Below are 23123 nucleotides of genomic sequence, written 5' to 3'. Positions count from 1 at the left end.
CGAACACCTCACCCCTGCCCCTCTCCTTCCAGGAGAGGGGTTCCCCGCGCCTCACTCCCTCTGAACGAGCGCGGTCAGCCCGCTTCCGCCTCGAAATCCATCGCGACGCCATTGATGCAGTAGCGCAGGCCGGTTGGGGGCGGGCCGTCGGGGAAGACGTGGCCGAGATGGCCGCCGCAATTGGCGCAGTGCACCTCGACCCGGCGCATGCCGAAGCTGCCGTCCTCGCTCTCCTCGACTGCGCCCTCCAATGGCTGGTCGAAGCTCGGCCAGCCGGTGCCGCTCTCGAATTTCTTGTGCGACCTGAACAGCTTCTGGCCGCAGCCGGCGCAGGAGAAGGTGCCGGCGCGCTTCTCGAAGTTCAGCGCGCAGGAGCCGGCCCGCTCGGTGCCGTGGCCGCGCAGCACCTGGTACTGCTCCGGCGTCAGCTTCGCGCGCCACTCAGCATCGCTGAGCTGGAAGGGGAAGTCGCGCTCCGGCTTTTCGGTTTTGGCAAACAGATCCATCAGGCCCATGCGAGGCTCCTTTGTGCTGTCTTGTCGGGATTGTCGCGCAGGATATGGGGATTTGTCTTCCTGATTTCATCCTCACGCAATGTGGCCTGTTTCACGTTTGCGTTCGACGGCGACCCGTCTCTTCTCTGCCCACCTGCCGCGTCACCCAACCGTCACGCGACTCCTCTAGTCGGCTCGCCATCGCAACGGGCGCAGACGAGGGCCTCGTGACGCAGACGATCCGCGCGGTGAAGCGCACCACGAATCTCGGCCTGACCACCGCCGTCCACCGCAGCAAGCCGCTCTCGCGTGCCGGCCTGCTTGAACGGATGTTCACGCTCGCCTTCTCCGGCCTAGTCTACCCGCAGATCTGGGAAGATCCGGTCGTCGACATGGAGGCGCTGGCGCTGCAGCCGGACGATCATCTCGTCGCCATCGCCTCGGGCTCCTGCAACATCCTCTCCTATCTCACCGCCGATCCGGCGAAGATCAGTGCGATTGATCTCAACGGCGCACATATCGCGCTTGGCCATCTCAAGCTCGCGGCACTGGCCGAGATCGACGACCATCCGACTTTCCGCCGCTTCTTCGGGCAGGCGCAGTCGAAGGCCAATGTCGAGACCTATGACCAGCTGATCGGGCCACGGCTGGACGCGGTCAGCCGGGCCTATTGGGAGGGGCGCAACCTCGTCGGTCGCCGACGGATCGAGCTCTTCGCCCGTAATTTCTACCGCTACGGTCTGCTCGGCCGCTTTATCGGCACGGGGCACTTTCTTGCCCGTCGGCTCGGCTGCGACCCCAGGGTCATGCTGCAGGCGAAGACGATGGAGGAGCAGCGGGCGCTGTTCGAGCAGCATCTGGCGCCGGTCTTCGACAAGAGGCTGGTGCGCTGGCTCGTGCGCCAGCCGGCTTCGCTCTACGGGCTCGGCATCCCGCCGGCCCAGTACAAGGCGCTGGCCGCCGATGGCGACGCCGGGATCCGCGCGGTCCTGCGCCACCGGCTGGAGCGGCTCGCTTGCGGCTTCGACCTCAAGACCAACTACTTCGCCTGGCAGGCCTTCGGCCGCGGCTACGGGCCGGAGCCGGACGCGGCGGTGCCGCCCTATCTGGAGCAGGGTAACTTCGAGACGGTGCGGGCCCGCGCAACCAGAGTCGCCTATCATCAGAGCGCGATCACCACCTTCCTCGAAAAGCAGCCGGCCGAGAGCTGTAACGGCTTCGTGCTGCTCGATGCGCAGGACTGGATGAACGACGCCGAGCTGACGGCGCTGTGGACTCAAGTGACCCGCAGCGCTGCGCCCGGCGCGCGCGCGATCTTCCGCACGGCTGCCGACGAACGCCTGCTGCCCGGCCGCGTGCCGGAGGCGATCCTGTCGCAATGGCATTATGACGAGGCGCGCAGCCGCGAGCTCGGCGCCCGCGACCGCTCCTCCATCTACGGCGCCTTCCATCTCTACGTTCGCAGGATGGCCGCGTGATCGACGAGTCTGGAGCTGGATCTAAGCGAAAAACCGGTTCCCATTTTTTCGCATCCAGCTCAGGCAGCGGGACGGACGCCGCCGGTCTGATGGACCAGATGTATCGCTTCCAGCGGCACATCTACGACGCGACCCGGAAGTTCTACCTGCTCGGGCGCGATGGGCTGATCGCGGAGTTGAAGCCGCCGCCGGGCGGCGCGGTGCTGGAGATCGGCTGCGGCACCGGGCGCAACCTGATCAAGATCGCGCGGCGCTATCCGCAGGCGCGTTGCTACGGGCTCGACGTCTCCGAAGAGATGTTGCGCACGGCGCGCGAGCAGGTGGTGAAGGCGGGGCTCGCCGATCGGATCACGCTGGCACAGGCCGACGCGACCAGCTTCGATCCGCAGGCACTGTTCGGTCGCGCCGGCTTCGAGCGGGTGGTGATCTCCTATGCGCTTTCGATGATCCCGCCCTGGCGGGAGGCGCTCGCCGAGGCCGTGCGCGTCGTCGCGCCGGGTGGCTCGCTGCACATCGTCGATTTCGGCGATCAGGCGAATCTGCCCGCGCCGTTCAGAGCGGTGCTCAATCGTTGGCTGGCACTGTTCCATGTCACGCCACGCAAGGATCTCGACGCGGTGGTGACCGGACTCTGTGCCGAGGCCGGCGTCATCGGCGGCACCACGCGGTTGTTTGGCGGCTATAGCGTGCAGGCCGTGGCAATCAAGCCGGCTTGAGCGCCGGGGCTGGACGCTGCCGCCATCGCGCTGCTACGCCAGCAGGATGAGTGATACCGCCGACGGCGAAGAGAGCAGCGACGGACGTCCTTTGCGCGACCGGCTTCGGCAGCTCTATCACGGGCGGACCCCGGCGGCGCTGCGCTTCCAGGTCGCGACGCTGATCATCGATCTCCTGATCATCGGCTTCTTCATCGCGACGCCGTTGCTGCGCGATCGGCCGGCATTCCTCTGGCTCGACTATGCGGTCGCGATCATCGTCGCCGCCGAGATCGCGGCGCGCTTCCTCGCGTCCTCGAACATGCTGCGGCTGCTGCGCCAGCCCACCATGCTGCTCGACCTCTTCATCCTGGCGACGCTGCTGGCGCCGCAATGGCTGGAAAATTTCGGCTTCCTGCGCATCCTCCGGCTCTGGTCGCTGTCGCAGCGCGGGTTGATCTGGGCGCAACTGCGGCAGACGCGTTTCCGCGACTGGGAGGACGTCGCCAAGGCTCTGGTCAACCTCGTGACTTTCCTCTTTGTCGTCAGCGGCTTCGTCTACACCTTCTTCTTCATGAGCCGGCCCGGGCTGGAGGGCTATGTCGAGGCGCTCTACTTCACCGTCGCGACGGTGACGACGACCGGTTTCGGCGACATCACCTTGCCGGGGATCGCCGGCAAGGTGACCTCGATCGTGGTGATGATCATCGGCATCTCGCTGTTCGTGCGGTTGGCGCAGGCGGTGTTCCGGCCGCACAAGGTGACCTTCCCCTGTCCGGAATGTGCTCTGCAGCGGCACGAACCCGATGCCGTGCACTGCAAGGCCTGCGGCCACCTGCTGAAGATACCGGACGACGACGAGTGATCGGCGGGCCCTGCCGGAAGCTGGGTGCTGACATGAGCCAGCCACTTTGACGCCTAGAGGGTTACTCGGCTTTCTGGTCAGACCGTGGATTTTGGAGCGATAATGGCGCCGGTGAAGATCGATCCTGAAAAGGTCCGGGAATTCGAGGATGCGTCAAGCTTCTACGACTGGCTTGGCAGCAACCACGACCAGGCTGACGAAGTCTGGATCAAGATCCACAAGCTCTCGTCCGGCTTGCGGTCGATCACGCCCAAGGAGGCGATCGACGTCGTGCTCTGCTGGGGCTGGATCGACGGCGTCAGGAAAGGCCTCGACGAGCGCAGCTTTCTGCAGCGCTACAGTCCGAGGGGCGCCAGAAGTATCTGGAGCCAGATCAATGTCGACAATGTCGCCCGTCTGATTACGGAAGGGCGCATGACCAGACACGGCCTGATGCAGGTCGATGCAGCCAAGGCCGACGGTCGATGGGCGCGCGCTTATGGCGCCGGCCAAAATCTGAAGATCCCCGACGATCTCCAGGCGGCGATCGACGCAGAGCCCTTGGCCAGGGAGATGCTATCGAAGCTGAGCGGACAGAACCGCTTTGCCCTGGCGTTTCGTGTCCACAATCTCAAGACCGAAGCCGGGAGAAGGAAGAGGATCGCGGCTTTCGTCGAGATGCTCAAGCGCGGCGAGACGATCTACCCGCAGCGCTAGGTCCGTTGGCGGACGGGGCTGGATTGCAGATCCGGCCTAGTGCCGCGTCTCGGTTTCGCGCTCCGCTTCCTGCGCCTCGACCGGCGCGCCGAGCGTGATCGCACTCTTCTCCGGCATGCCGATCATCCGGCCGACTGTCGCCGGCCGCGGCATACGAGCGTGCGCCGCCTTCATGATTGCGAGATTGGCGAGGATGTCGGCCGGGAAGGGCGTGACCTTGCGATCGGTCAGGTCGACATGCAGCGACAGGTTCTCGGAGGTCGAGGCGAGCCAGCCTTCGCTCGCATGACGCATTTCGAGATAGTAATGCAGGCGCTTGTCGTCGAAGGCGATGAGTTGCGCGGTGACACGTACGAGGTCGCTGGCCGTCAACTCGCGCTTGTAGAGCACATGGCATTCGGCCGAGAAGAATGAGGCCTTGCGCGTCTCGACATAGTCCTGGTTCAGGCCGACAAGCGAGAAGACCTCGTCGACCGCGCGATCGAACAGGACGTGGTAATAGGCCATGTTGAGATGGCCGTTATAGTCGATCCATTGCGTCTCGACCCGCATCGGGGACGAGACGAAGGGAGCGAAGAACAGGGCGGTCGTGCGAATTTCGTTCGGCATCGGCGCCTCCTTTCGTCCTTTGTCTCATCGATGCGTGGGCAGCTCTGCGCCGCCGCCTCTTGCCCGGCGCGGGCGCGGCGCGTGAAAACAACACGAGCCGCTGCTTCATAGGCCGAACCATTCCAGACTAGGCGAAGTTCTCCAGCCATGACAATGCCTTCAACCGTTTCCGTGCCTCAGCCCACCCCTGCTCGTAGTGCAGACCTGCCGCCGTCACCGCAGGCCATTGCCGCGATAACGCGGGAGCTGGCGGCGCTGTTCGGCAACCGGCTCGTCACCAGCCTCGCGGTCCGGCAGCAGCATGGCCACACGCTGACCTGGATTCCGAACCAGCCGCCGGACGCGGTCGTCTATCCTGAGAGCACCGAAGAGGTGGCCTCGATTGTGAAACTCTGCGTCAAGCATGGGGTTCCCGTCATCGCCTTCGGCACGGGGACCTCGCTGGAGGGGCATGTGAACGCGCCCTTCGGCGGCGTCTGCATCGACATGAGCCAGATGAAGCGCGTCCTTGCCGTCCATGCCGAGGACCTCGACTGCACGGTCGAGGCCGGGGTTACTCGCAAGGAGCTGAACGAGCATCTGCGCGACCAGGGCCTGTTCTTCCCGATCGATCCCGGTGCTGATGCCTCGATCGGAGGCATGGCGGCGACGCGCGCCTCCGGCACCAATGCCGTTCGCTACGGCACGATGAAGGACAATGTCATCGCGCTGACCGCGGTGATGGCCGATGGTGCCATCGTCAAGACCGCGAGCCGGGCGCGCAAATCCTCGGCCGGCTACGATCTCACCCGCCTTCTCGTCGGCTCGGAAGGCACGCTCGGCATCATTACCGAGGTGACGCTGAAGCTGCACGGCATTCCGGAAGCAGTCTCGGCCGGCGTCTGCGCGTTCCCCTCGGTGAAGGCGGCTTGCGATGCAACGATCATGACGATCCAGTCCGGCCTGCCGGTCGCGCGGATCGAGCTGGTCGACGATGTGATGATGCGCGGCGTCAACCTGCACTCCAAGCTCGGCCTGCCGGAGACGACGATGCTGTTCGTCGAGTTCCACGGCTCGGAAGAGGGCGTGAAGGAACAGGCCGAGCGCTTCGGCGAGATCGCGGCCGAGTTCGGCGGCGGTTCGTTCGACTGGGCGACGAGGCCGGAGGATCGCTCGAAGCTGTGGCAGGCCCGGCACGACGCCTATTGGGCGGCGCGGGCGCTGCGGCCCGGCGCGGAATCGGTCGCGACCGATGTCTGCGTGCCGATCTCGCGGCTGGCCGAGTGCGTCGACGAGACCAAGCGCGACATCGAGGCCTCCGGGCTGATAGCGCCGATCGTCGGCCATGTCGGCGACGGCAATTTCCATACCCAGCCGCTGGTCGACCTCGCCGATCCAGACGAGGTCGCGCGCTGCGAGGCCTTCATCGACAGGCTGGTCAAGCGGGCGCTCGCCATGGGTGGGACCTGCACCGGTGAGCACGGTGTCGGCCAGAAGAAGATGAAGTATCTCGAGATCGAGCACAGCCCGGCCGCGCTTGCGGTGATGCGGCTGATCAAGCGCTCGCTTGATCCGCAGAACATCCTCAATCCCGGCAAGATCATCGCCTTGTGACATCCAACCGCGCTCCCGGGCGGTATTACCCACAAGAATGTCGTGATCCTGCCGCGACTTGCGTGCATGATCGGGCCGTCGACATATTGAGGATTGATGCAAGAGCGTGCGTGAGGCCCTGACCTTCCTGGCCGGGCTGCTCGTCGCGGCGTTGCTGGCCGCGCTGTTGGGGCCGGGCTTCGTCGACTGGCGCGAGTACAGGCCCCATTTCGAGCAACGCATCGGCGCCGCGCTCGGCGTGGAGACGCGCGTCGCCGGCGAGATCGGGCTGCGGCTGCTGCCGTCGCCACGGCTGGTGCTGGGCCAGGTGCGCCTTGGTTCCGGTGAAAGCGGAGCGAGCAGCGCCAGCGTCGAGACGCTGACGGCCGAGCTCGCTCTGGCGCCATTGGCGCGCGGCGAGTTCAGGCTGGTCGAGGCCGAGGCCGATGGGCTGACGCTGAACCTCGTCGTCGACGAGGCCGGCGCGATTGCCCTGCCGGCGCGCCAGGGGACGGGCCTGCCGAGCGAAACGGCGATCGACCGGCTCGCGATCAGGCGGGCGGCCGTGATCTGGCGCGAGCCCGGCAAGGCGGCGCAGATGCTGGCACCGATCTCGGTCGATGTCTCCGCCGTCAGCCTGCATGGACCCTGGCGTGTCGAAGGGGAGATTGCCGGCTCGTCCGTGCGCTTCGTCACCGGCGCGGTCGAAGCCGATGGGCGGTTGCGTACCAAGGTGTCGGTCACCGGCGAGCAGACGCAGTTCGGCTTCGACGGTTCGCTGATCCTGCCGGCGGCCGAGAGCAAGGTTCGGCCCGCGCTCGAAGGCGGTTTCACGATCGCACCCGGCGGTGCCGTCAGCCTGGCGGGACGGGTGAGCGGTGACAGCCGCCGCCTTGATTTCTCCGCGCTTGCCGTCGAGATCGCCGGCGGCGCCGCGCGGTTGGAGGGCGAAGGCTCGTTCAATCCGGGGGCGGTCAGGGCAGCGTTCAGCTCAAAGCACGCCGGCTCGATGCCGATGCGCTGATCGAGGCACTCGCTCAGCGGCCGGGCTATGAGCGCGCCTTTCAGGCACTGCCAGGCGCGCTCGACCTTTCGTTGGACCTCGACCAGATCGCCTGGCGCGGCGAAGATTTCAGCGGCTTTGCCCTGCGCGGGAAGCTCGACGAAAGCGGACTCGACGCGGCGAACGCTACGGTCAAGATCGCCAATGCCCTTCTCGAAGCGCGTGGCGCGCTCGATGGCCAGGGCTTTCGCGGCACGGTCGAGGCTAGGGCGCCGGATGCGCGCCGGGCGGCCCTTGCCCTGGCGCGGCTCGGCGTCGAGGCCGGACTGGCCGACAGCTTCGCGGCCTTGCGCAGTTTCGATGGCACGGCGGCATTGGACTGGAGCAATGAGCAACTCGCGGTCACGCGCCTGACTGCGCGGGCGGGCTCGGGCCCGCGCCTCGAGGGCTCTGGCGCACTCACCTCCGGCCGGCTCGACGCCAAGTTGACCCTGAACGGGCTCGACCTCTCGACCTTGCCGCCGGGCGACAGCCTGAATGCGCTCACCGGCCGGCGCGACCTGGCGCTCGACCTCACTTTGAATGGCGCGCGCTATCTGTCGGCGCCACCGGGCTCGGCCCGGCTTGCGCTGACCCGCCAGGGCTCGGACTGGCGCCTCAGCCGCCTGGCTGTCGACGGCTTCGGAGGCGTCAAGGTCGAGGGCGAGGGCGCCTTGCTGCCGGGTGGCGGCGAGATCGCCGGGCGGGTGCGCGCACCGCGCTTCGCGGCGCTGACAGCGCTGGCCGGCCCCTTGCTGCCGGAAGGGCTGCGGCGCGTATGGCCGCGGATCGAGGATGGGCTTGCCGGCATCGACGCCGGCTTCAAGCTGGCGCGCGCCTCGAACGGAGAAACCAGCGTCATCGCCGAGGGCTCGGCCCAGGCCGGGCGCTTGGCACTCAACGGCAAGCTCGACGCTGCCGGCCAGTGGAGCGGCGGCGATGTAAAACTTTCGCTCGACGACCGGCGCCGCGCCTTTGCCGCCTTTGGTCTGCCGCGCCCGGCGCGTGGCGGACCCGGCGAGCTTACGCTCGGCTTCGGCGCAGCCGGGCCGGTCGGCTCGCTTGCCGGCCCGGGGCTGATGCTCGTGCTCGAAGGCGCAGGCGATGCGGCGCGGCTGAGCCTCCAGGCCGATGGGCCGGGGCAGGTCTTGCCGGAAGGGCTGGCTCGGCTGGTCCCGGATGGAGTGCTCGATGCGCATGGGCGCGTATCCTTCGGCGAGGGGGCCAGGCTCGACGATCTTGTCGTTAACGCCGGCGGCAAGGCGGCGCGCGGCGCGCTGAGCTTCTCGGCCGAGCGCGGCATTGGCGGGAAGCTCGACCTGCCGTCGCTCGCACTGCAGCCGGTTCTTGCGGCCGTGCTCGGCCAGGCCCAGCCGGTTAGTGGGAGTCAGTGGTCGCCGAGCCGCTTCCAGGGTGCCACGACCCTGGGTGAGATCAGGCTGGCCGTCGGCGCCGATCGGTTCGAGCTGACCGACAAGATCGCGTTGTCCAAGGCTCGCTTCGACCTCTCGGCAGGGCCTGATGGGCTCACGCTCGACAATCTCCGCGGCAGCCATGCCGGCGGCGAGATCAGTGGGCGGCTCACGCTGCGCCGGGAAGGTGGATTGGCGCAGGTCGCAGGCAAGCTCGGCTTGGCCGGGCTCGACCTTTCCGCGCTGACCAAGGGCGCGCTCACCGGCAAGCTCACCGGCAGTTTCGAGGCCGGCGGCTCCGGCGAAAGCCCGGCGAGGCTGATCGCGGCGCTCGGCGGCGCCGGCTCGATCAGCGTCTCGGGGGCCGGCATGGCGCGTTTCGATCCCTCTGCGATCTCGAAGGTGATCGCCGCGACGGGCGAGGATGCTTCCGAGAGCGAAACGGACCGTCTGCAGGACCGGATCGGCGAAGCGCTGGAGAAGGCAAGCTGGCCTCTCGGCGACGTCACCATTCCCTTCACCCAGGCGGCCGGCGTGCTGCGCGTCTCGCCCGTCTCCGTCGAGCGTGCGGGCCTCCGGGCCGAGGCGACCGGGCTGGTCGACTGGCGGGCGATGACGACTGATCTGCGCCTGAATCTTCGCCCGCTCGGCGCGGCTCCGAAAGGCTGGCCGGAGCAGTTGCCGCAGGTCGGCGTCGCCTGGCGCGGGCCGCTCGAGGCGCCAAGGCGCGAGACCGATGTCGGGGCGCTGTCCAATGTCGTGGCAGCGCGGGCGCTGGCGCGCGAAATCGAACGGGTCGAGGCCTTCGAGGCGGACCAGCGCGAGCGGGCGATGAACGTCCGGCGCCTGCGGGCCGAGCGCGAGTTGCGTGAGAACGAACGCAAGCTGGCGGAATTCCTGAAAGCCGAGGAGGAGCGCCGTATCGCCGAGGAGAAGCGGGCGGAGGAAGCGCGCAAGGCCGAGGAGGCAAGGCAGGCTGAGGAGGTCCGCAGGGCGGAGGCTGCGCGCAAGGCCGAAGAGGCAAGGCTCGCCGAGGAGGCGCGCAAGCTTGAGGCTGCAAAACGGCTGGAGGACGCGCGCCGCGCCGAGGAGGACCGCCGACGGGCGGATGAAGACAGGCGCAGGGCCGAAGCCGAGGAGCGGGCGAGGCAGGCTGCGATCCGGGCCGCGATCGAGGGGCGGCCTGGGCCGATGATCCTGCAGGGGGCGCCGCCCTCCTATATTCCAGGCGATCCGTATGTCAGGTCACGCAGCGAAGCTCCGCCGCTGCCGCCGCCTCTCGATATCCAGTCAGTGCCGCGACCGCTGTCGCGCTCGCCCTTGCAGAACTGATTCAAGTCGCTGGCAAACTGAGTTAAGCGCGTACGAGGCTGATTCAATCTTCTGGCACAAGGCGCTGGAATAGCAGGGTTTTCGCCGGCAGCCGGCCGATCAGCTAGCCTGGAGTAGCTTGAACGCGATTGCCCACATGGTGGCGGCGACGATGCCGTCGAGAATCCGCCAAGACCTCGGATCGGCGAAGAGCGGGCGCAGCCAGCGGGCGCCATAGCCGAGCCCGAAGAAGAACAGGAACGAGGCGGTCATCGCGCCGGCGGCGAAGACCAGTTCCTGCCCGGGAAACTGGCTGGCGATGCTGCCGATCAGCAGCACCGTGTCGAGATAGACATGCGGGTTGAGCCAGGTCAGCGCAGCGCAGGTGACGAGGCTGGCCGAGAGGCTCGCGCCGCCGCTGGCCCCGACCGCCAGAGCCTCGGATGAGCGCAGGGCCGAGAGCAGGCTGCGCGCGCCGTACCAGATCAGGAAGGCGGCGCCGCCATAGCGCAAGGCGGGTTCGAGCAGGGGTAGCATCGCCGTCGCCTGCCGCAGGCCGACGACGCCGGCCAGGATCAGGACTGCATCTGAAAGTGCACAAACCAGACAGATGGCGAAGACGTGCTCGTTCCGCAGGCCCTGCCGCAGCACGAAGCTGTTCTGGGCGCCGATCGCGACGATCAGGCTAAGGCCCATGGTCAGGCCGGTGACATAGACGGAGAGAGGCATGAGCGACGGTCCTGTTTCGTCGCCCTGCCTAGGCGCTGAAGTCGCATTAGTGTAGTTAAATATCGTTATTCCGATTAAGCAGAGCTAATGTGATGCTTGACTATCCCGCGTTGCAAGCCGTCTCGCTCGTGGTCAGGACCGGCAGTTTCGACAAGGCGGCGCAGGCACTGAACGTCACGCCCTCGGCGGTCTCGCAGCGGGTCAAGCAGCTCGAGGAGCGGCTGGGGACGGTGCTGATCATCCGGGGGCAGCCCTGCACGGCGACCGAGCGGGGCGAATGGCTCTGTCGCCATATCGAGCAGGTCGGCCTGCTCGAAGGCGAACTGATGACGCGGCTGCCGGCCCTGGCCGAGCCGGACCTGCCGCAGCAGCGCGTCACCCTGCGGATCGCCACCAATGCCGACAGCCTCGGAACCTGGTTCCTTGGCGCCGTCGCAGCTTTCACGAAGCGCAGCCCGCATCTGCTCGACATCGCCGTCGACGATCAAGAGCATACGGCCGAGTGGCTGCGGCAGGGGCGGGTGCTCGCCGCCGTGACGGCGCTGGAGAAGTCCGTCCAAGGCTGCCGCGTGATCCCGCTCGGCTCGCTCCGTTATCTTGCGACGGCGAGCCCGCAATTCATGATGCGCCATTTCGCCGAAGGTGTGACGCTATCCGCGCTGGCGCAGGCGCCGTCGCTAGTCTTCAACCAGAAGGACCGGCTGCAGAGCCAGTGGATGGAAGCTGCCTTCGGTGAAAGCCCCGGCCATCCCGTGCATTGGGTGCCGTCGACGCAAGGCTTCGTCGAGGCGAGCCTGCTCGGCATCGGCTGGTGCGCCAATCCCGAACTGCTGGTGAGGGACCATATCGCCGCCGGGCGACTCTGCGAGCTCATGCCCGGCACGGCGCTGGACATACCGCTGTTCTGGCAGGTCAACCGGATTGCGGCCGAGCGGCTGACGGATCTGACGCGCGCGGTCGTCGAGACGGCGCGACGCCTGCTCGTCAATCCGCGGGAGTGACCTTCACCGTTTCGGCACGCCCGCGATAATGGGCGAGTACGCGCAGGCGAAGTGCCGAGGAGAGGTTGAGTTCGCCCCGGCCGGAATCGACCTCCACCACCAGGCTGGCGATCGGCCGCTTCTCGGCGGCCGCGATCTCCTTCAGCGCCTCCCAGAAGGGCTCTTCGAGCGAGACGCTGGTGCGATGGCCGGCGATGGCTAGGGAGCGCTTGCGCAGGCCGCTCATGTCTTGCCGCTCACGCCTCGTCCTTGCCGTCGGGCTCGCCGGAGAGGCGATGGCCTTCGAGGCGGCGTTCCGCCTGCGCCTTCTCCGCCTCGGTCAGCTTGCGCTCGGCCTTGGTCCGGCCGAACTCGATCCGGTTCTGCGCAGCCTGCGCTTCGGCGCTCGCCCGGTCGCGGGCCTTGCGGGCGCGGCGGAGATTGACGATTTCGGCCATGGCCGCCTCAACCTGGGCTGAGCATATCTTCGGCGACGACGGTCTTGTCGAAGAGCTCGGCGTCGACGCCGGCCTTCAGCGCTTCCTCGCGCAGGGTGGTGCCGTTGTGATGGGCGGCCTTGGCGATGCTGGCGGCCTTGTCATAGCCGATCGCGGGGGCCAGCGCGGTGACCAGCATCAGCGAACGGGAGAGCAGCTCAGCTAGGCGCTCGCGATTGGGCTCGATGCCCTCGACGCAATTGGTGCGGAAGCTCTCGGCGGCATCCGCCAGCAGCCGGGTCGATTGCAGGAAGGCCTGCGCGATCACCGGCTTGAAGACGTTGAGCTCGAAATGGCCCTGGCTGGCGGCGAAGGCGACGGTCGCCTGATTGCCGTGCACGCGGGTCGCGACCATGGTCAGCGCTTCGGCCTGGGTCGGGTTGACCTTGCCCGGCATGATCGAGGAACCCGGCTCGTTCTCCGGCAGGCTGATCTCGCCCAGACCAGAGCGGGGGCCTGAGCCCATCAGGCGGATGTCGTTGGCGATCTTGAACAGGTCCATGGCGAGCGCGGTCAGCGCGCCGTGGCTGTAGGAGATGGCGCCGTGGCTGGCGAGCGCCTCGAACAGGTTGTCGGCGGTGCGGAAGGGCAGGCTGGTCAGCTTGGCGACCTCGGCCGAGAAGGCCTTGGCGAAATCGGGATGGGCATTGAGGCCGGTGCCGACCGCGGTGCCGCCCTGGGCGAGCGCCAGAAGGCCGGGCAGGGTCTGCTCGATGCGGGCCATGCCGAGCTCGATCTGCGCGACATAGCCGGAGAATTCCTGCCCGAGCGTGACCGGGGTCGCGTCCTGGAGATGGGTACGGCCGATCTTGACGAGGTCGGCGTAGGCCGCGGCCTTGGCGGCGAAGGCATCCTTCAGCCGGCCGAGCGCGGGCAGAAGCTCCTGCGAGACGGCGAGGGCGGCGGCGATATGGATCGCGGTCGGGAAGCTGTCGTTCGAGGACTGACCCTTGTTGACGTGGTCGTTGGCGTGGACCGGGCTCTTCTTGCCGAGGCCGGCACCGAGGATCTCGTTGGCGCGGTTGGCCAGCACCTCGTTGACGTTCATGTTTGACTGGGTGCCGGAGCCGGTCTGCCAGACGACGAGCGGGAAATGCTCGTCGAATTTGCCGGTGAGCGCCTCGTCGGCAGCCTGGACGATCGCGGTCTCCACCTTGCCGTCGAGCAGGCCGAGCTTCGCATTGACCGTGGCGGCGGCCTTCTTGACCAGGACCAGCGCATGCACCAGCGGCAGCGGCATGCGCTCGGCCGGCCCACCGATCTTGAAGTTCTGCAGCGAGCGCTGCGTCTGCGCCGCCCAATAGCGGTCGGCGGCGACATCGATCGGACCGAAGGAATCGGTCTCGCTGCGGAATCCGGTCATAGGGAGTCCTTAGGTCTCAGGTCTTCTTGCGGAAGGCGTCGAGGCTGACAACCTGCGCGCCGCCTTCCTCCGCCTCGGCCGTTTCCTGGTCGGCCGGGGTGTCGGGCTTGCCGGCCTCGTCCGTTTCGGCGGCCTTCGACCTGGCGGCGGGCAGCGCCTTTGCCGGCGCCTTGGCCGGGAGGGCAAGCGGCGTAGCTGACGCGACGCTCGGCTCGGAGCCAGCGCCACGCGGGCCCTTTACCGGTGCGGGCGCCTCGCTTGCGGGCGCTTCGCCGGCTGCGTCCTGCGTCTCGAATTTCAGGCCGAACTGGACCGACGGATCGAAGAAGGTGGTGATCGCGTCATAGGGGATCAGCAGCCGCTCCGGCACGCCGGAGAAAGAGAGACCGACCTCGAAGGCGTGATCGCTGACGTTCAGGTCCCAGAACTGGTGCTGGAGCACGATCGTCATCTCGTCCGGATGCTTCTCGCGCAGGCGCTGCGAGAGCCGCACGCCGGGCGCGGTCGTCCGGAAGGTGATGTAGAAATGATGGTCGCCCGGGAGCCCGTCGCGGCCCGCCTCGGACAGGATCTTGCGGACGACTCCCTTGAGCGCGTCCTGCACCATCAGGTCGTAGCGGAGAATATCCTTGGTCATCGCGTCCGGATTCCGTTTCCGCTCCTCTAGATCACGCCGCGACCGGAGGGAAGCGCCCCGAAACGAAAAAACGTGACCAATTCCATTAGTTTAGAGCGCCTCTCATGCAAAAGAGGCCAGCTGCTTCCGCTGCCCGATACTGCTTCGCAGGTCCAGGCAGAAAAGTGGAGGCTTCTGTTGCCAGGCGCCTCCGAGCCCCGCCTTACGCGGCTAAACGCAAGGGCTTTGGTTTGGGAACCAGCACCGCTTACGCGGCGACAGCAACCCGAGCATTGTTGTCGTTGGCAACTATGCTTTTGGCCCGATAACGGCGGAACCATGCCGAGCAAAAGAACGACCTTTACACCCTCGTCGATCCTATTTCGCCCCCGCCGCAGCCCTGCAGCCTGGAGGCTGCAAGTCCCTGCCGCTCGCGCCGCAGGGCTGTGGTGGAGGCGCCGGGTACCGCCCCCGGGTCCGAAAGGCTTATTCCGACGTCCGTTTATCGCCATAGCCGACCTTGCGGACGGCAAGCGGAATATAGGGACTGAGTGCGCGCGGGGAAAGAGAGCAGAACGCCGTCCCGGCTAATTTCTGCGGAGGCGGCGCAGAAACCACAGGGAGAGCCCCACAGCCTGCGCCGTTTCCGAACAAAAGATGCGATCAGGGCGCTGCCGCGCCGCCGATCACCGAGCCGTCATAGGCGTTGAGGTCGAGAGTCACCTCGACGCCGCCCTGGGCGCGCCCGGCGATCTCCCAGCGCCAGTCGGCGAGGGCGATTTCCTCGATATGGACGAGGCCATGTCTGAAGGCGATGGAGCGGGCTTGCGCCTCGCTGATCCTCGGCGCGGTGGCGGCCGCCGGGCTATGGGGTTTGCTCTCGGCCCAGGCCGAAGCCGAAGCCTGCCCTGCCAGGCCCACTGCCAGAAGCAGTGCGGCCAGCATGGATAGTCTGGTCATGATACGGTCCTCATCAGCCGGGCTTTTGATGGAGCATCGGATCGTTCCGGAAACCGGAAGCCACCTTCGTCCGATGCCCCAAGCGCAAACCCGAAGCGCCCCTTCTGTTCATCAGGCATTCAGATTGGGGCGGCCTCGCGGCATTGCAATATCCTGGCTGTTCACGATCCCTGTCATTATCGTGAGAGCTGTGGGAGAAGCTGCGCCGACAGAGCCGGAATCGTGGAGGCGGAAGTGGTCCGCAGGCATCCAGAGCAGCAATATCTCGACCTCGTCGATGAGGTGTTGAGCCGCGGTGACGAGAGGATCGACCGGACCGGGGTCGGCACGCGTTCCATCTTCGGAGCCATGGCCCGCTTCGATCTTTCGGACGGCACGGCGCCGATCCTCACCACCAAGCGCGTCTACTGGAAGATCGCGGTGAAGGAGATGCTGTGGTTCCTGACCGGCCAGACCAATATCCAGCCGCTGGTCCGCGAGAATGTGCGGATCTGGACCGACTGGCCGCTCGCGACCTATCGCCGCGAAACCGGCGAGGACATCTCGCAGACGGATTTCGAGCGGCGCATCGCCGAGGATGACGGCTTCGCCGCTCGCTGGGGCGATCTCGGCCCGGTCTATGGCAAGCAATGGCGGCGCTGGCTTGGCGCCGACGGGCGCGAGCACGACCAGATCGCCGATCTGATCAGGACGCTGCGCAACAATCCGACCAGCCGGCGCATGCTCTTCCATGCCTGGAACGTGCCGGAGCTGAGCTCGATGGCGCTGCCACCTTGCCACATGGTCTACCAGTATCACGTGACCAGCGACGGCCGCCTCAATTCACTCTGCTACCAGCGCTCGGCCGACCTGCTGCTCGGGGTTCCCTTCAACTGGGTCGGTGCGACGGCGCTGCAGCTGATGATCGCCCAGCAGGCCGGTTTGCAGCCGGGCGACCTCGTCTGGTTCGGTGGCGACGTTCACCTGTACCTCAACCATCTCGAGCAGGCGCAGGGACAGTTGGAACGGGAACCGCGCCCGTTCCCGACGATGCGGCTGACCCGCCAGGCCGCCAGCATCGACGACTACCGGATCGAGGACTTCGAGGTGGAGGGCTATTCGCCCCACGCCGCCATCAAGGCCGACGTCGCGGTCTGATCAGACGACTCTGCTGCCCCGATGCCGGCAGCAGCATTGATCGCGATGCGGCTGCGTCACTCGTAGCGTGCTTCCGAGCGCCGATCGATCGCCAGCGCTGCCAGCGTGCAGATTGCGCCGGAGAGCAGGTAGATGCCGACCCAGGCGAGGCCGAACGTGCTCGACACCGTCAGCGCCACCAATGGCGCGAAGCCTGCGCCGAGCAGCCAGGCGAGGTCGGAAGTCAGCGCCGCGCCGGTGTAGCGGTATTGCGTGCCAAAGCTGCTCGCGACCGCGCCGGCGGTCTGGCCATAGGCGAGGCCAAGCAGCCCGAAGCCGATGATCACATAGATCGTCTGCCCGGCCAAGCTGTCGCCGAAGAGCAGCGGGGCGACGATGCTCGACAGGCTGAAGAGCGCGATCATTCCACCGGAGAGCAGCAGCGTGTTGCGGCGCCCGATCTGGTCGGCGACCAGGCCGGAGGTGACGATCGCACCGGCGCCGACCACGCCACCTGCCGCCTGCACCAGCAGGAACTCCGCGACCGAGCGATCGGTGAAGAGATTGATCCAGCTGACCGGGAAGATGGTGACGAGGTGGAAGAGCGCAAAGCTCGCCAGCGGCACAAAGGCGCCGAGGACGATCGTGCGGCCATGGGCGCGGATCAGCTCCGATACCGGCATCGGCACGAGTTCGCGCGTTTCCATCAGCTCCGCGAATTCATGGGTCGCGACCATGCGCAGACGGGCGAACAGCGCCACGACGTTGATCGTCAGCGCGACGAAGAAGGGATAACGCCAGCCCCAGCCGAGGAAATCCTCCTTCGAGAGCGCGCCCTCGAAATAGGCGAAGAGCCCGGCGGCGAGGATGAAGCCGAACGGGGCGCCAAGCTGCGGCAGCATGGTGTACCAGCCGCGCCGGTTGGCGGGAGCGTTGAGCGCCAGGAGCGAGGACAGGCCGTCCCAGGCGCCGCCGAGCGCGATGCCCTGCAGCAGGCGGAAAGCGGCGAGGATGACGCAGGACCAGATGCCGATGGTCGCATAGCCCGGCAGGAAGGCGATGGCGGCGGTCGAGCCGCCGAGGAGGAAGAGCGCGACGGTGAGCTTGGTCGCCCGGCCGTAGTTGCGGTCGATCGAGAAGAACAGCACGGAGCCGATCGGGCGCGTGACGAAGGCGAGCGCGAAGATGCCGAAGCTGTAGAGCGTGCCGGTGAGCCGGTCGACGAAGGGGAAGACCAGCTCGGGGAAGACCAGCACGCAGCCGAGGCCGAAGACGAAGAAGTCGAAATATTCCGACGTCCGCCCAATGATGACGCCCAGCGCGATGTCGGCGGGGCTGACATGGTCGCGCCCGTGCTCGTCCGTCAGGTGCCCCGATGAATGGCTCGCCGCGTCAGCGCTCATGACCGCGAATTCCTAAGCTGGCGGGCGTACCGGAGAACCGGGCTTGCCCGCGCCTCGTGCAAATGGATACGGTGGATAGAAGCGACCCGTCAAACTGCCGCAATGAGACAGATTGTCTTATGTGCGGTGCGAAAGAATGGACATAGACAACGGCTGTTCCCCGATAGGGAGGTCTTAAGTCTCTTGCGGATCTTTCGACTTTTAACGGTTCTACCGATCCTCGCCCTGCTTGGCGGGTGCCAGATGGTGCTGCTCTCGCCATCGGGCGATGTTGCGTTGCAGCAACGCAACCTCATGCTCGCCTCCGTGGCGCTGATGCTGCTCGTCATCATCCCGGTGATGGCGCTGACGATCTTCTTCGCCTGGCGCTACCGCGCCTCGGCCAAGGCAACCTATCATCCGGAGTGGAACCATTCGCTGCCGCTTGAGGTGGTGATCTGGTCGGTGCCGCTGCTGATCATCGTCGTCCTGGGCGCGATGACCTGGATGGGCACGCATCTGCTCGATCCCTATCGCCCGCTCAACCGCATCGCCGCCGGCAAGCCGGTGGTCGAAGCGAGAGCAGGTAGTACCGGGATCAGGAAGCAGCCGCTGGTGATCCAGGTCGTGGCGCTCGACTGGAAATGGCTCTTCCTCTACCCGGCGCAGGGCATCGCCTCACTGAACGAGGTGGTGGCGCCGGTCGACCAGCCGATCGAGTTTCGCATCACCTCGTCCTCGGTGATGAACTCGCTCTTCATCCCGGCGCTCGCCGGCCAGATCTACGCCATGCCGGGCATGCAGACCAAGCTCAACGCCGTGATCAATCGCCCCGGCGAGTTCGAGGGTTTCTCCGCCAATTACAGCGGTGCCGGCTTCTCCGACATGCGCTTCCGCTTCCGCGGGGTCGACGACAAGGCTTTCGGGGAGTGGGTGCAGGACGCGATCCGGGGCGGCAGCACGCTCGGGCGCGACGAATATCTCGTGCTGGAACGGCCGAGCGAGCGCGAGCCGGTCCGCTATTTCCGCGACATTCCGTCGGATCTCTTCACCGCCGTCCTCAACATGTGCGTCGACCGCGCCAAGATGTGCATGCGCGACATGATGGCGATGGACGCCAAGGGCGGCGGCGGCAAGGAGGGCATCCATACCGTCGTCGCGCTCGAATACGACAAGAGCGTGCGCCGTGGCGGGCAACCGCTGCCGCCGCGCCCGTTCGTGACGGCGATCTGCACGCCGACCGACGTCTATGGCGCTGCGGGCATGCCAGCCCGCGCCTTCAATTAACCTGACCACGCCGGCGAGCCGGGGGACCGATGACCTCTTATCCGGACTGGTGGAAGCTGCTCTTCGGACGCTTCACCCTCGAAGCGATCCCCTATCACGAGCCGATCCTGATCGTGACTTTCGCGGCGGTCATCCTCGGCGGGCTCGCGCTCGTCGCGCTGGTTACCCGGCTCAAGCTCTGGGGCTATCTCTGGCACGAATGGTTCACCAGCGTGGACCACAAGAAGATCGGGATCATGTACATGATCCTCGGCGTGATCATGCTGCTGCGCGGCTTCGCCGATGCGCTGATGATGCGCGGCCAGCAGGCTATCGCCTTCGCCGGCAATGAGGGCTATCTGCCGCCGCACCATTACGACCAGATCTTCACCGCCCATGGCGTGATCATGATCTTCTTCGTGGCGATGCCGTTCGTCACGGGGCTGATGAACTATGTCGTGCCGCTGCAGATCGGCGCGCGCGACGTCGCCTTCCCCTTCCTCAACAATTTCAGCTTCTGGATGACGGTCGGCGGCGCCGTTCTGGTGATGGCCTCGCTCTTCATCGGCGAGTTCGCCAAGGTGGGCTGGCTCGCCTATCCGCCGCTGTCGGGGGCCGCCTACTCGCCCGGGGTGGGTATGGACTACTACCTCTGGGCGCTGCAGATCGCGGGCATCGGCACGACCCTGTCCGGGGTCAACCTGATCGCGACCATCGTCAAGATGCGCGCGCCCGGCATGGACCTGATGAAGATGCCGATCTTCACCTGGACGTCGCTGTGCACCAACGTCCTGATTGTCGCGACCTTCCCGATCCTGGCGGCGACGCTCGCGCTGCTGACGCTCGATCGCTATGTCGGCACCAACTTCTTCACGAACGATCTCGGCGGCAACCCGATGATGTACGTGAACCTGATCTGGATCTGGGGCCACCCGGAGGTCTACATCCTGATCCTGCCGCTCTTCGGTGTCTATTCCGAGGTTGCCTCGACCTTCTGCGGCAAGCGCCTCTTCGGCTACGCCTCGATGGTCTATGCGACGGTTGTCATCACCATCCTGTCCTACCTGGTCTGGCTGCACCACTTCTTCACGATGGGCTCGGGCGCCAGCGTGAACTCGTTCTTCGGCATCACGACGATGATCATCTCGATCCCGACGGGCGCGAAGATCTTCAACTGGCTGTTCACGATGTATCGCGGCCGCATCCGCTTCGAGCTGCCGATGATGTGGCTCCTCGCCTTCATGATCACCTTCGTCATCGGCGGCATGACCGGGGTCATGCTCGCGGTGCCGCCGGCCGACTTCGTGCTGCACAACAGCCTGTTCCTGATCGCCCATTTCCATAACGTCATCATCGGTGGCGTGGTCTTCGGCGTCTTCGCCGGCATCGCCTACTGGTTCCCCAAGGCCTTCGGCTTCAAGCTCGACCCGTTCTGGGGGCATCTCTCGTTCTGGTTCTGGGTGATCGGCTTCTACGTCGCTTTCATGCCGCTCTACATCCTCGGCCTGATGGGCGTGACGCGGCGCCTCAGCCGCTTCGAGGATCCCTCGCTGCAGATCTGGTTCGTGATCGCGGCGTTCGGCGCGGTGCTGATCGCGCTCGGCATCCTGTGCTTCCTGATCCAGATCGGCGTCAGCATCCTGCGCCGCGAGCAATTGCGCGACACGACCGGCGACCCGTGGGAGGGGCGCACGCTGGAATGGTCGACCTCCTCGCCGCCGCCGGCCTACAACTTCGCCTTCACGCCTATCGTGCATGACCTCGACACCTGGGCCGACATGAAGAAGCGCGGCTACCAGCGCCCACTCACGGGCTATCGGCCGATCCACATGCCGAGGAATACCGGCGCCGGCCTGATCATCGCCGGGCTGGCGACGATCTGCGGCTTCGCACTGATCTGGTACATCTGGTGGCTGGCGGCGCTCTCCTTCGTCAGCGTGATCGCGGCCGTGATCATCCACACCTTCAACTACGACCGCGACTTCCACATTCCGGCCGATGAGGTCGTGCAGGCGGAAGATGCGCGCACCCAGCTTCTGGGCCGGGCCTGAGGGGTGATGATGGCTAAGGCGACAGCGCAGACCGCGAACGGCGTTCCGGCGTTCTACGTCACTGAGGAGGAGCACGCGCACCCCGGCGGCTCGACGATGCTCGGCTTCTGGCTCTATCTGATGAGCGACTGCCTGGTCTTCGCGGTCCTCTTCGCGACCTATGGCGTGCTCGGGCGCAACTATGCTGCCGGGCCGTCTGGCGCCGACCTGTTCGACCTGAAGCTGGTGGCGGTCAACACCGCCATGCTGCTGTTCTCCTCGATCACCTACGGCTTCGCGATGCTGGCGATGGATAAGGGCCGGCAGGCGGCGATGCAGGGCTGGCTCGTCGTCACGGCGCTCTTCGGCCTCGCCTTCCTCGGGATCGAACTCTACGAGTTCGCGCACCTGATCCACGAGGGCGCGACGCCGATGCGCAGCGCCTTCCTGTCATCCTTCTTCACCCTGGTCGGCACGCACGGGCTGCACGTCACCTTCGGCCTGATCTGGCTCGCGATCCTGATGACGCAGGTGTCGAAGCACGGGCTGATCGAGGCCAACCGGCGTCGCCTCATGTGCCTCTCCATGTTCTGGCACTTCCTCGACGTCGTCTGGATCGGCGTCTTCACCTTCGTCTACCTGATGGGCGTGCTGAAATGAGCCAGAACCACGCCGAGGTCCACGACAACCACCAGGACGGGCACGACTCCCACGGCGCGTCCCATGGCAGCCTGCGCGGCTACGTCACCGGCTTCCTGCTCTCCGTGGTCCTGACCGCGATCCCGTTCTGGCTCGTCATGAACGACGTGCTGGCGAACTCGACGCTGACCGCGATCGTGATCATGCTTTTCGCCGCCGCGCAGATCGTCGTCCACATGGTCTACTTCCTCCACATGAACGGCCGCTCGGAAGGCGGCTGGTCGATGATGGCGCTGATCTTCACGATCATCATCGTGGCGATCGCGCTCACGGGCTCGCTCTGGGTGATGTTCCACCTCAACGCCAACATGATGCCCGACCTGCACAAGATGTGAGAGCCGTTTGGCACCTCTCAACCCTCATCCTGAGGAGGCCCGCAGGGCCGTCTCGAAGGATGCTCCAGTTGGTTCCGGAGCCTCCTGGAGCATCCTTCGAGACGCCATTCCTGATGGAATGGCTCCTCAGGATGAGGGCTGTGAGAGTTTTCAGAAGCGGCGACACGGCGGTGTCGCACGGGTCATCTTCATCGCCGGGCTCTGCCTCGCCACCCTGGTCTTCGCCGGCCTCGGCATCTGGCAGGTCCAGCGGCGGAGCTGGAAGCTCGACCTGATCGCCCGTGTCGAGCAGCGTCTCAAGGCCCCGCCGGTCGCTGCGCCAGGGCCAGCGCAATGGGACGGGGTCACCATTCCAGCGGACGAATATCGCCGCGTCATCCTGCAAGGGCGCTATCTCGATGCACCGGAGACGCTGACGATGGCGGTGACGGAGCGCGGTCCCGGTTTTTGGGTGCTGGCGCCGTTCCGAGCGGATGCCGGCTTCACCGTGCTCGTCAATCGCGGCTTCGTGCCGGAAGGCAAGCGCGGGCTTGATGAAAGACGCAAGGTCGTTGGCGAAGAGGCGAGGGTGGTCGGACTGCTGCGGCTGAGCGAGCCCGGTGGTGGCTTCCTGCGCGCCAACGATGCCATTGCGGGCCGCTGGTATTCACGTGATGTGGCAGTGATCGCGCAGGCACGGCAGCTCGGGCAGGTCGCGCCCTATTTCGTCGATACCGACGCGGCCACCGAACCAGGCCCGCTGCCGCAGGGCGGCCTGACCCAGGTCAGCTTCCGCAATACGCATCTGGTCTATGCGCTGACGTGGCTTTGCCTCGCGCTGATGAGCGCGGGAGCGGCAGCCTATCTGATCAGGGGCAGGTCGGAGGAGCCGTCCGAGAGCTGACGGGGATGCGTGAGCCCATATGTGGGAGCCCCGGTCATGATGTATGCGTGCTCGTTGTTCGCGCCGATTCCATCGGCCGCGTCGCTATAGTCG

At 66.3% G+C, this 23123-nt stretch carries 23 protein-coding genes and 1 other RNA gene; 14 read left to right on the top strand and 10 right to left on the bottom strand.

The window, feature by feature from the left end; translation table 11 throughout:
- Positions 1–74 precede the first annotated feature (74 nt).
- Complete coding sequence (gene msrB, locus QO058_RS05670; protein ID WP_284172825.1) at positions 75–506, bottom strand: peptide-methionine (R)-S-oxide reductase MsrB; 432 nt, start codon at positions 504–506, stop codon at positions 75–77.
- 215 nt (positions 507–721) lie between these two features.
- On the opposite strand from msrB, the gene QO058_RS05665 reads away from it, so the two are divergent.
- From QO058_RS05665 to QO058_RS05650, 4 genes are all read left to right on the top strand, one after another.
- Entirely contained in the window at positions 722–1972 is a 1251-nt protein-coding gene (locus QO058_RS05665) for a BtaA family protein (RefSeq protein ID WP_284170942.1), read from the top strand.
- Between the two features lie 98 nt (positions 1973–2070).
- A complete protein-coding gene (locus QO058_RS05660; RefSeq protein ID WP_284172824.1) occupies positions 2071–2688 on the top strand; it encodes a class I SAM-dependent methyltransferase in 618 nt (205 codons plus the stop codon).
- A gap of 46 nt (positions 2689–2734) precedes the next feature.
- Positions 2735–3532, top strand: a complete 798-nt coding sequence (locus tag QO058_RS05655) for a potassium channel family protein (RefSeq protein ID WP_284170941.1) — start codon at positions 2735–2737, stop codon at positions 3530–3532.
- A gap of 102 nt (positions 3533–3634) precedes the next feature.
- On the top strand, positions 3635–4228 hold the full coding sequence (locus QO058_RS05650) for a YdeI/OmpD-associated family protein (protein WP_284170939.1): 594 nt from the start codon (positions 3635–3637) through the stop codon (positions 4226–4228).
- 36 nt (positions 4229–4264) lie between these two features.
- Here QO058_RS05650 and QO058_RS05645 read toward each other — a convergent pair whose 3' ends face one another.
- Positions 4265–4837 carry a thioesterase family protein gene (locus QO058_RS05645; RefSeq protein WP_284170937.1) on the bottom strand — a complete coding sequence of 191 codons (573 nt, stop codon included), beginning with the start codon at positions 4835–4837 and terminating at the stop codon, positions 4265–4267.
- Between the two features lie 153 nt (positions 4838–4990).
- Here QO058_RS05645 and QO058_RS05640 point away from each other — a divergent pair, with 153 nt between their 5' ends.
- From QO058_RS05640 to QO058_RS05630, 3 genes are all read left to right on the top strand, one after another.
- On the top strand, positions 4991–6430 hold the full coding sequence (locus QO058_RS05640) for an FAD-binding oxidoreductase (protein WP_284172823.1): 1440 nt from the start codon (positions 4991–4993) through the stop codon (positions 6428–6430).
- 106 nt (positions 6431–6536) lie between these two features.
- Positions 6537–7433, top strand: coding sequence for an AsmA family protein (locus tag QO058_RS05635; RefSeq protein ID WP_284170936.1), 897 nt, complete (start codon positions 6537–6539; stop codon positions 7431–7433).
- Positions 7434–7504: 71 nt separating this feature from the next.
- Positions 7505–10195 carry an AsmA family protein gene (locus QO058_RS05630; RefSeq protein WP_284170935.1) on the top strand — a complete coding sequence of 897 codons (2691 nt, stop codon included), beginning with the start codon at positions 7505–7507 and terminating at the stop codon, positions 10193–10195.
- A gap of 99 nt (positions 10196–10294) precedes the next feature.
- Here QO058_RS05630 and QO058_RS05625 read toward each other — a convergent pair whose 3' ends face one another.
- Positions 10295–10903 carry a LysE/ArgO family amino acid transporter gene (locus QO058_RS05625; protein WP_284170934.1) on the bottom strand — a complete coding sequence of 203 codons (609 nt, stop codon included), beginning with the start codon at positions 10901–10903 and terminating at the stop codon, positions 10295–10297.
- Positions 10904–10995: 92 nt separating this feature from the next.
- On the opposite strand from QO058_RS05625, the gene QO058_RS05620 reads away from it, so the two are divergent.
- Positions 10996–11904 (top strand): LysR family transcriptional regulator ArgP, encoded by a 909-nt coding sequence (locus QO058_RS05620; protein WP_284170933.1) that lies wholly within the window; start codon positions 10996–10998, stop codon positions 11902–11904.
- Here the strand turns inward: QO058_RS05620 and QO058_RS05615 are convergent.
- The 6 genes from QO058_RS05615 to QO058_RS05590 form a co-directional block, all read right to left on the bottom strand.
- Positions 11888–12130 (bottom strand): ribbon-helix-helix domain-containing protein, encoded by a 243-nt coding sequence (locus QO058_RS05615; protein WP_284170932.1) that lies wholly within the window; start codon positions 12128–12130, stop codon positions 11888–11890. The genes QO058_RS05620 and QO058_RS05615 overlap by 17 nt on opposite strands.
- Before the next feature lie 10 nt (positions 12131–12140).
- Entirely contained in the window at positions 12141–12341 is a 201-nt protein-coding gene (locus tag QO058_RS05610) for a DUF4169 family protein (RefSeq protein ID WP_284170931.1), read from the bottom strand.
- Between the two features lie 7 nt (positions 12342–12348).
- Positions 12349–13743: a class II fumarate hydratase gene (gene fumC / locus QO058_RS05605; protein ID WP_284170929.1), complete on the bottom strand. Its 1395-nt coding sequence runs from the start codon at positions 13741–13743 to the stop codon at positions 12349–12351.
- A gap of 16 nt (positions 13744–13759) precedes the next feature.
- Positions 13760–14380 (bottom strand): SspB family protein, encoded by a 621-nt coding sequence (locus tag QO058_RS05600; protein ID WP_284170927.1) that lies wholly within the window; start codon positions 14378–14380, stop codon positions 13760–13762.
- Between the two features lie 163 nt (positions 14381–14543).
- Positions 14544–14929: a transfer-messenger RNA gene (gene ssrA, locus QO058_RS05595) on the bottom strand.
- A 93-nt stretch (positions 14930–15022) separates the two neighbouring features.
- Positions 15023–15319 (bottom strand): PepSY domain-containing protein, encoded by a 297-nt coding sequence (locus tag QO058_RS05590; RefSeq protein WP_284170925.1) that lies wholly within the window; start codon positions 15317–15319, stop codon positions 15023–15025.
- Positions 15320–15553: 234 nt separating this feature from the next.
- Between QO058_RS05590 and thyA the strand changes: the two genes are divergently transcribed.
- Positions 15554–16456 (top strand): thymidylate synthase, encoded by a 903-nt coding sequence (gene thyA / locus QO058_RS05585; RefSeq protein ID WP_284170924.1) that lies wholly within the window; start codon positions 15554–15556, stop codon positions 16454–16456.
- A 56-nt stretch (positions 16457–16512) separates the two neighbouring features.
- Here thyA and QO058_RS05580 read toward each other — a convergent pair whose 3' ends face one another.
- On the bottom strand, positions 16513–17838 hold the full coding sequence (locus tag QO058_RS05580) for an MFS transporter (RefSeq protein ID WP_284170922.1): 1326 nt from the start codon (positions 17836–17838) through the stop codon (positions 16513–16515).
- A 183-nt stretch (positions 17839–18021) separates the two neighbouring features.
- Here QO058_RS05580 and cyoA point away from each other — a divergent pair, with 183 nt between their 5' ends.
- The 5 genes from cyoA (at position 18022) to QO058_RS05555 (ending at position 23030) form a co-directional block, all read left to right on the top strand.
- A complete protein-coding gene (gene cyoA, locus QO058_RS05575; RefSeq protein WP_284170920.1) occupies positions 18022–19104 on the top strand; it encodes a ubiquinol oxidase subunit II in 1083 nt (360 codons plus the stop codon).
- Positions 19105–19133: 29 nt separating this feature from the next.
- Positions 19134–21134, top strand: a complete 2001-nt coding sequence (gene cyoB, locus QO058_RS05570) for a cytochrome o ubiquinol oxidase subunit I (RefSeq protein ID WP_284170919.1) — start codon at positions 19134–19136, stop codon at positions 21132–21134.
- Between the two features lie 9 nt (positions 21135–21143).
- Positions 21144–21773 carry a cytochrome o ubiquinol oxidase subunit III gene (cyoC, locus tag QO058_RS05565; protein ID WP_284170917.1) on the top strand — a complete coding sequence of 210 codons (630 nt, stop codon included), beginning with the start codon at positions 21144–21146 and terminating at the stop codon, positions 21771–21773.
- Positions 21770–22147 carry a cytochrome o ubiquinol oxidase subunit IV gene (gene cyoD / locus QO058_RS05560; RefSeq protein WP_284170915.1) on the top strand — a complete coding sequence of 126 codons (378 nt, stop codon included), beginning with the start codon at positions 21770–21772 and terminating at the stop codon, positions 22145–22147. Before cyoC ends, cyoD begins: the two co-directional genes overlap by 4 nt.
- A gap of 118 nt (positions 22148–22265) precedes the next feature.
- A complete protein-coding gene (locus QO058_RS05555) occupies positions 22266–23030 on the top strand; it encodes an SURF1 family protein (protein ID WP_284170914.1) in 765 nt (254 codons plus the stop codon).
- Positions 23031–23123 lie beyond the last annotated feature (93 nt).

The sequence above is a fragment of the Bosea vestrisii genome (assembly GCF_030144325.1).
GTDB classification, from domain to species: Bacteria; Pseudomonadota; Alphaproteobacteria; order Rhizobiales; family Beijerinckiaceae; genus Allobosea; species Allobosea vestrisii_A.
Note: the sequence above shows the minus strand (reverse complement) of the source record. Positions and strands in the feature narration are given on the sequence as shown.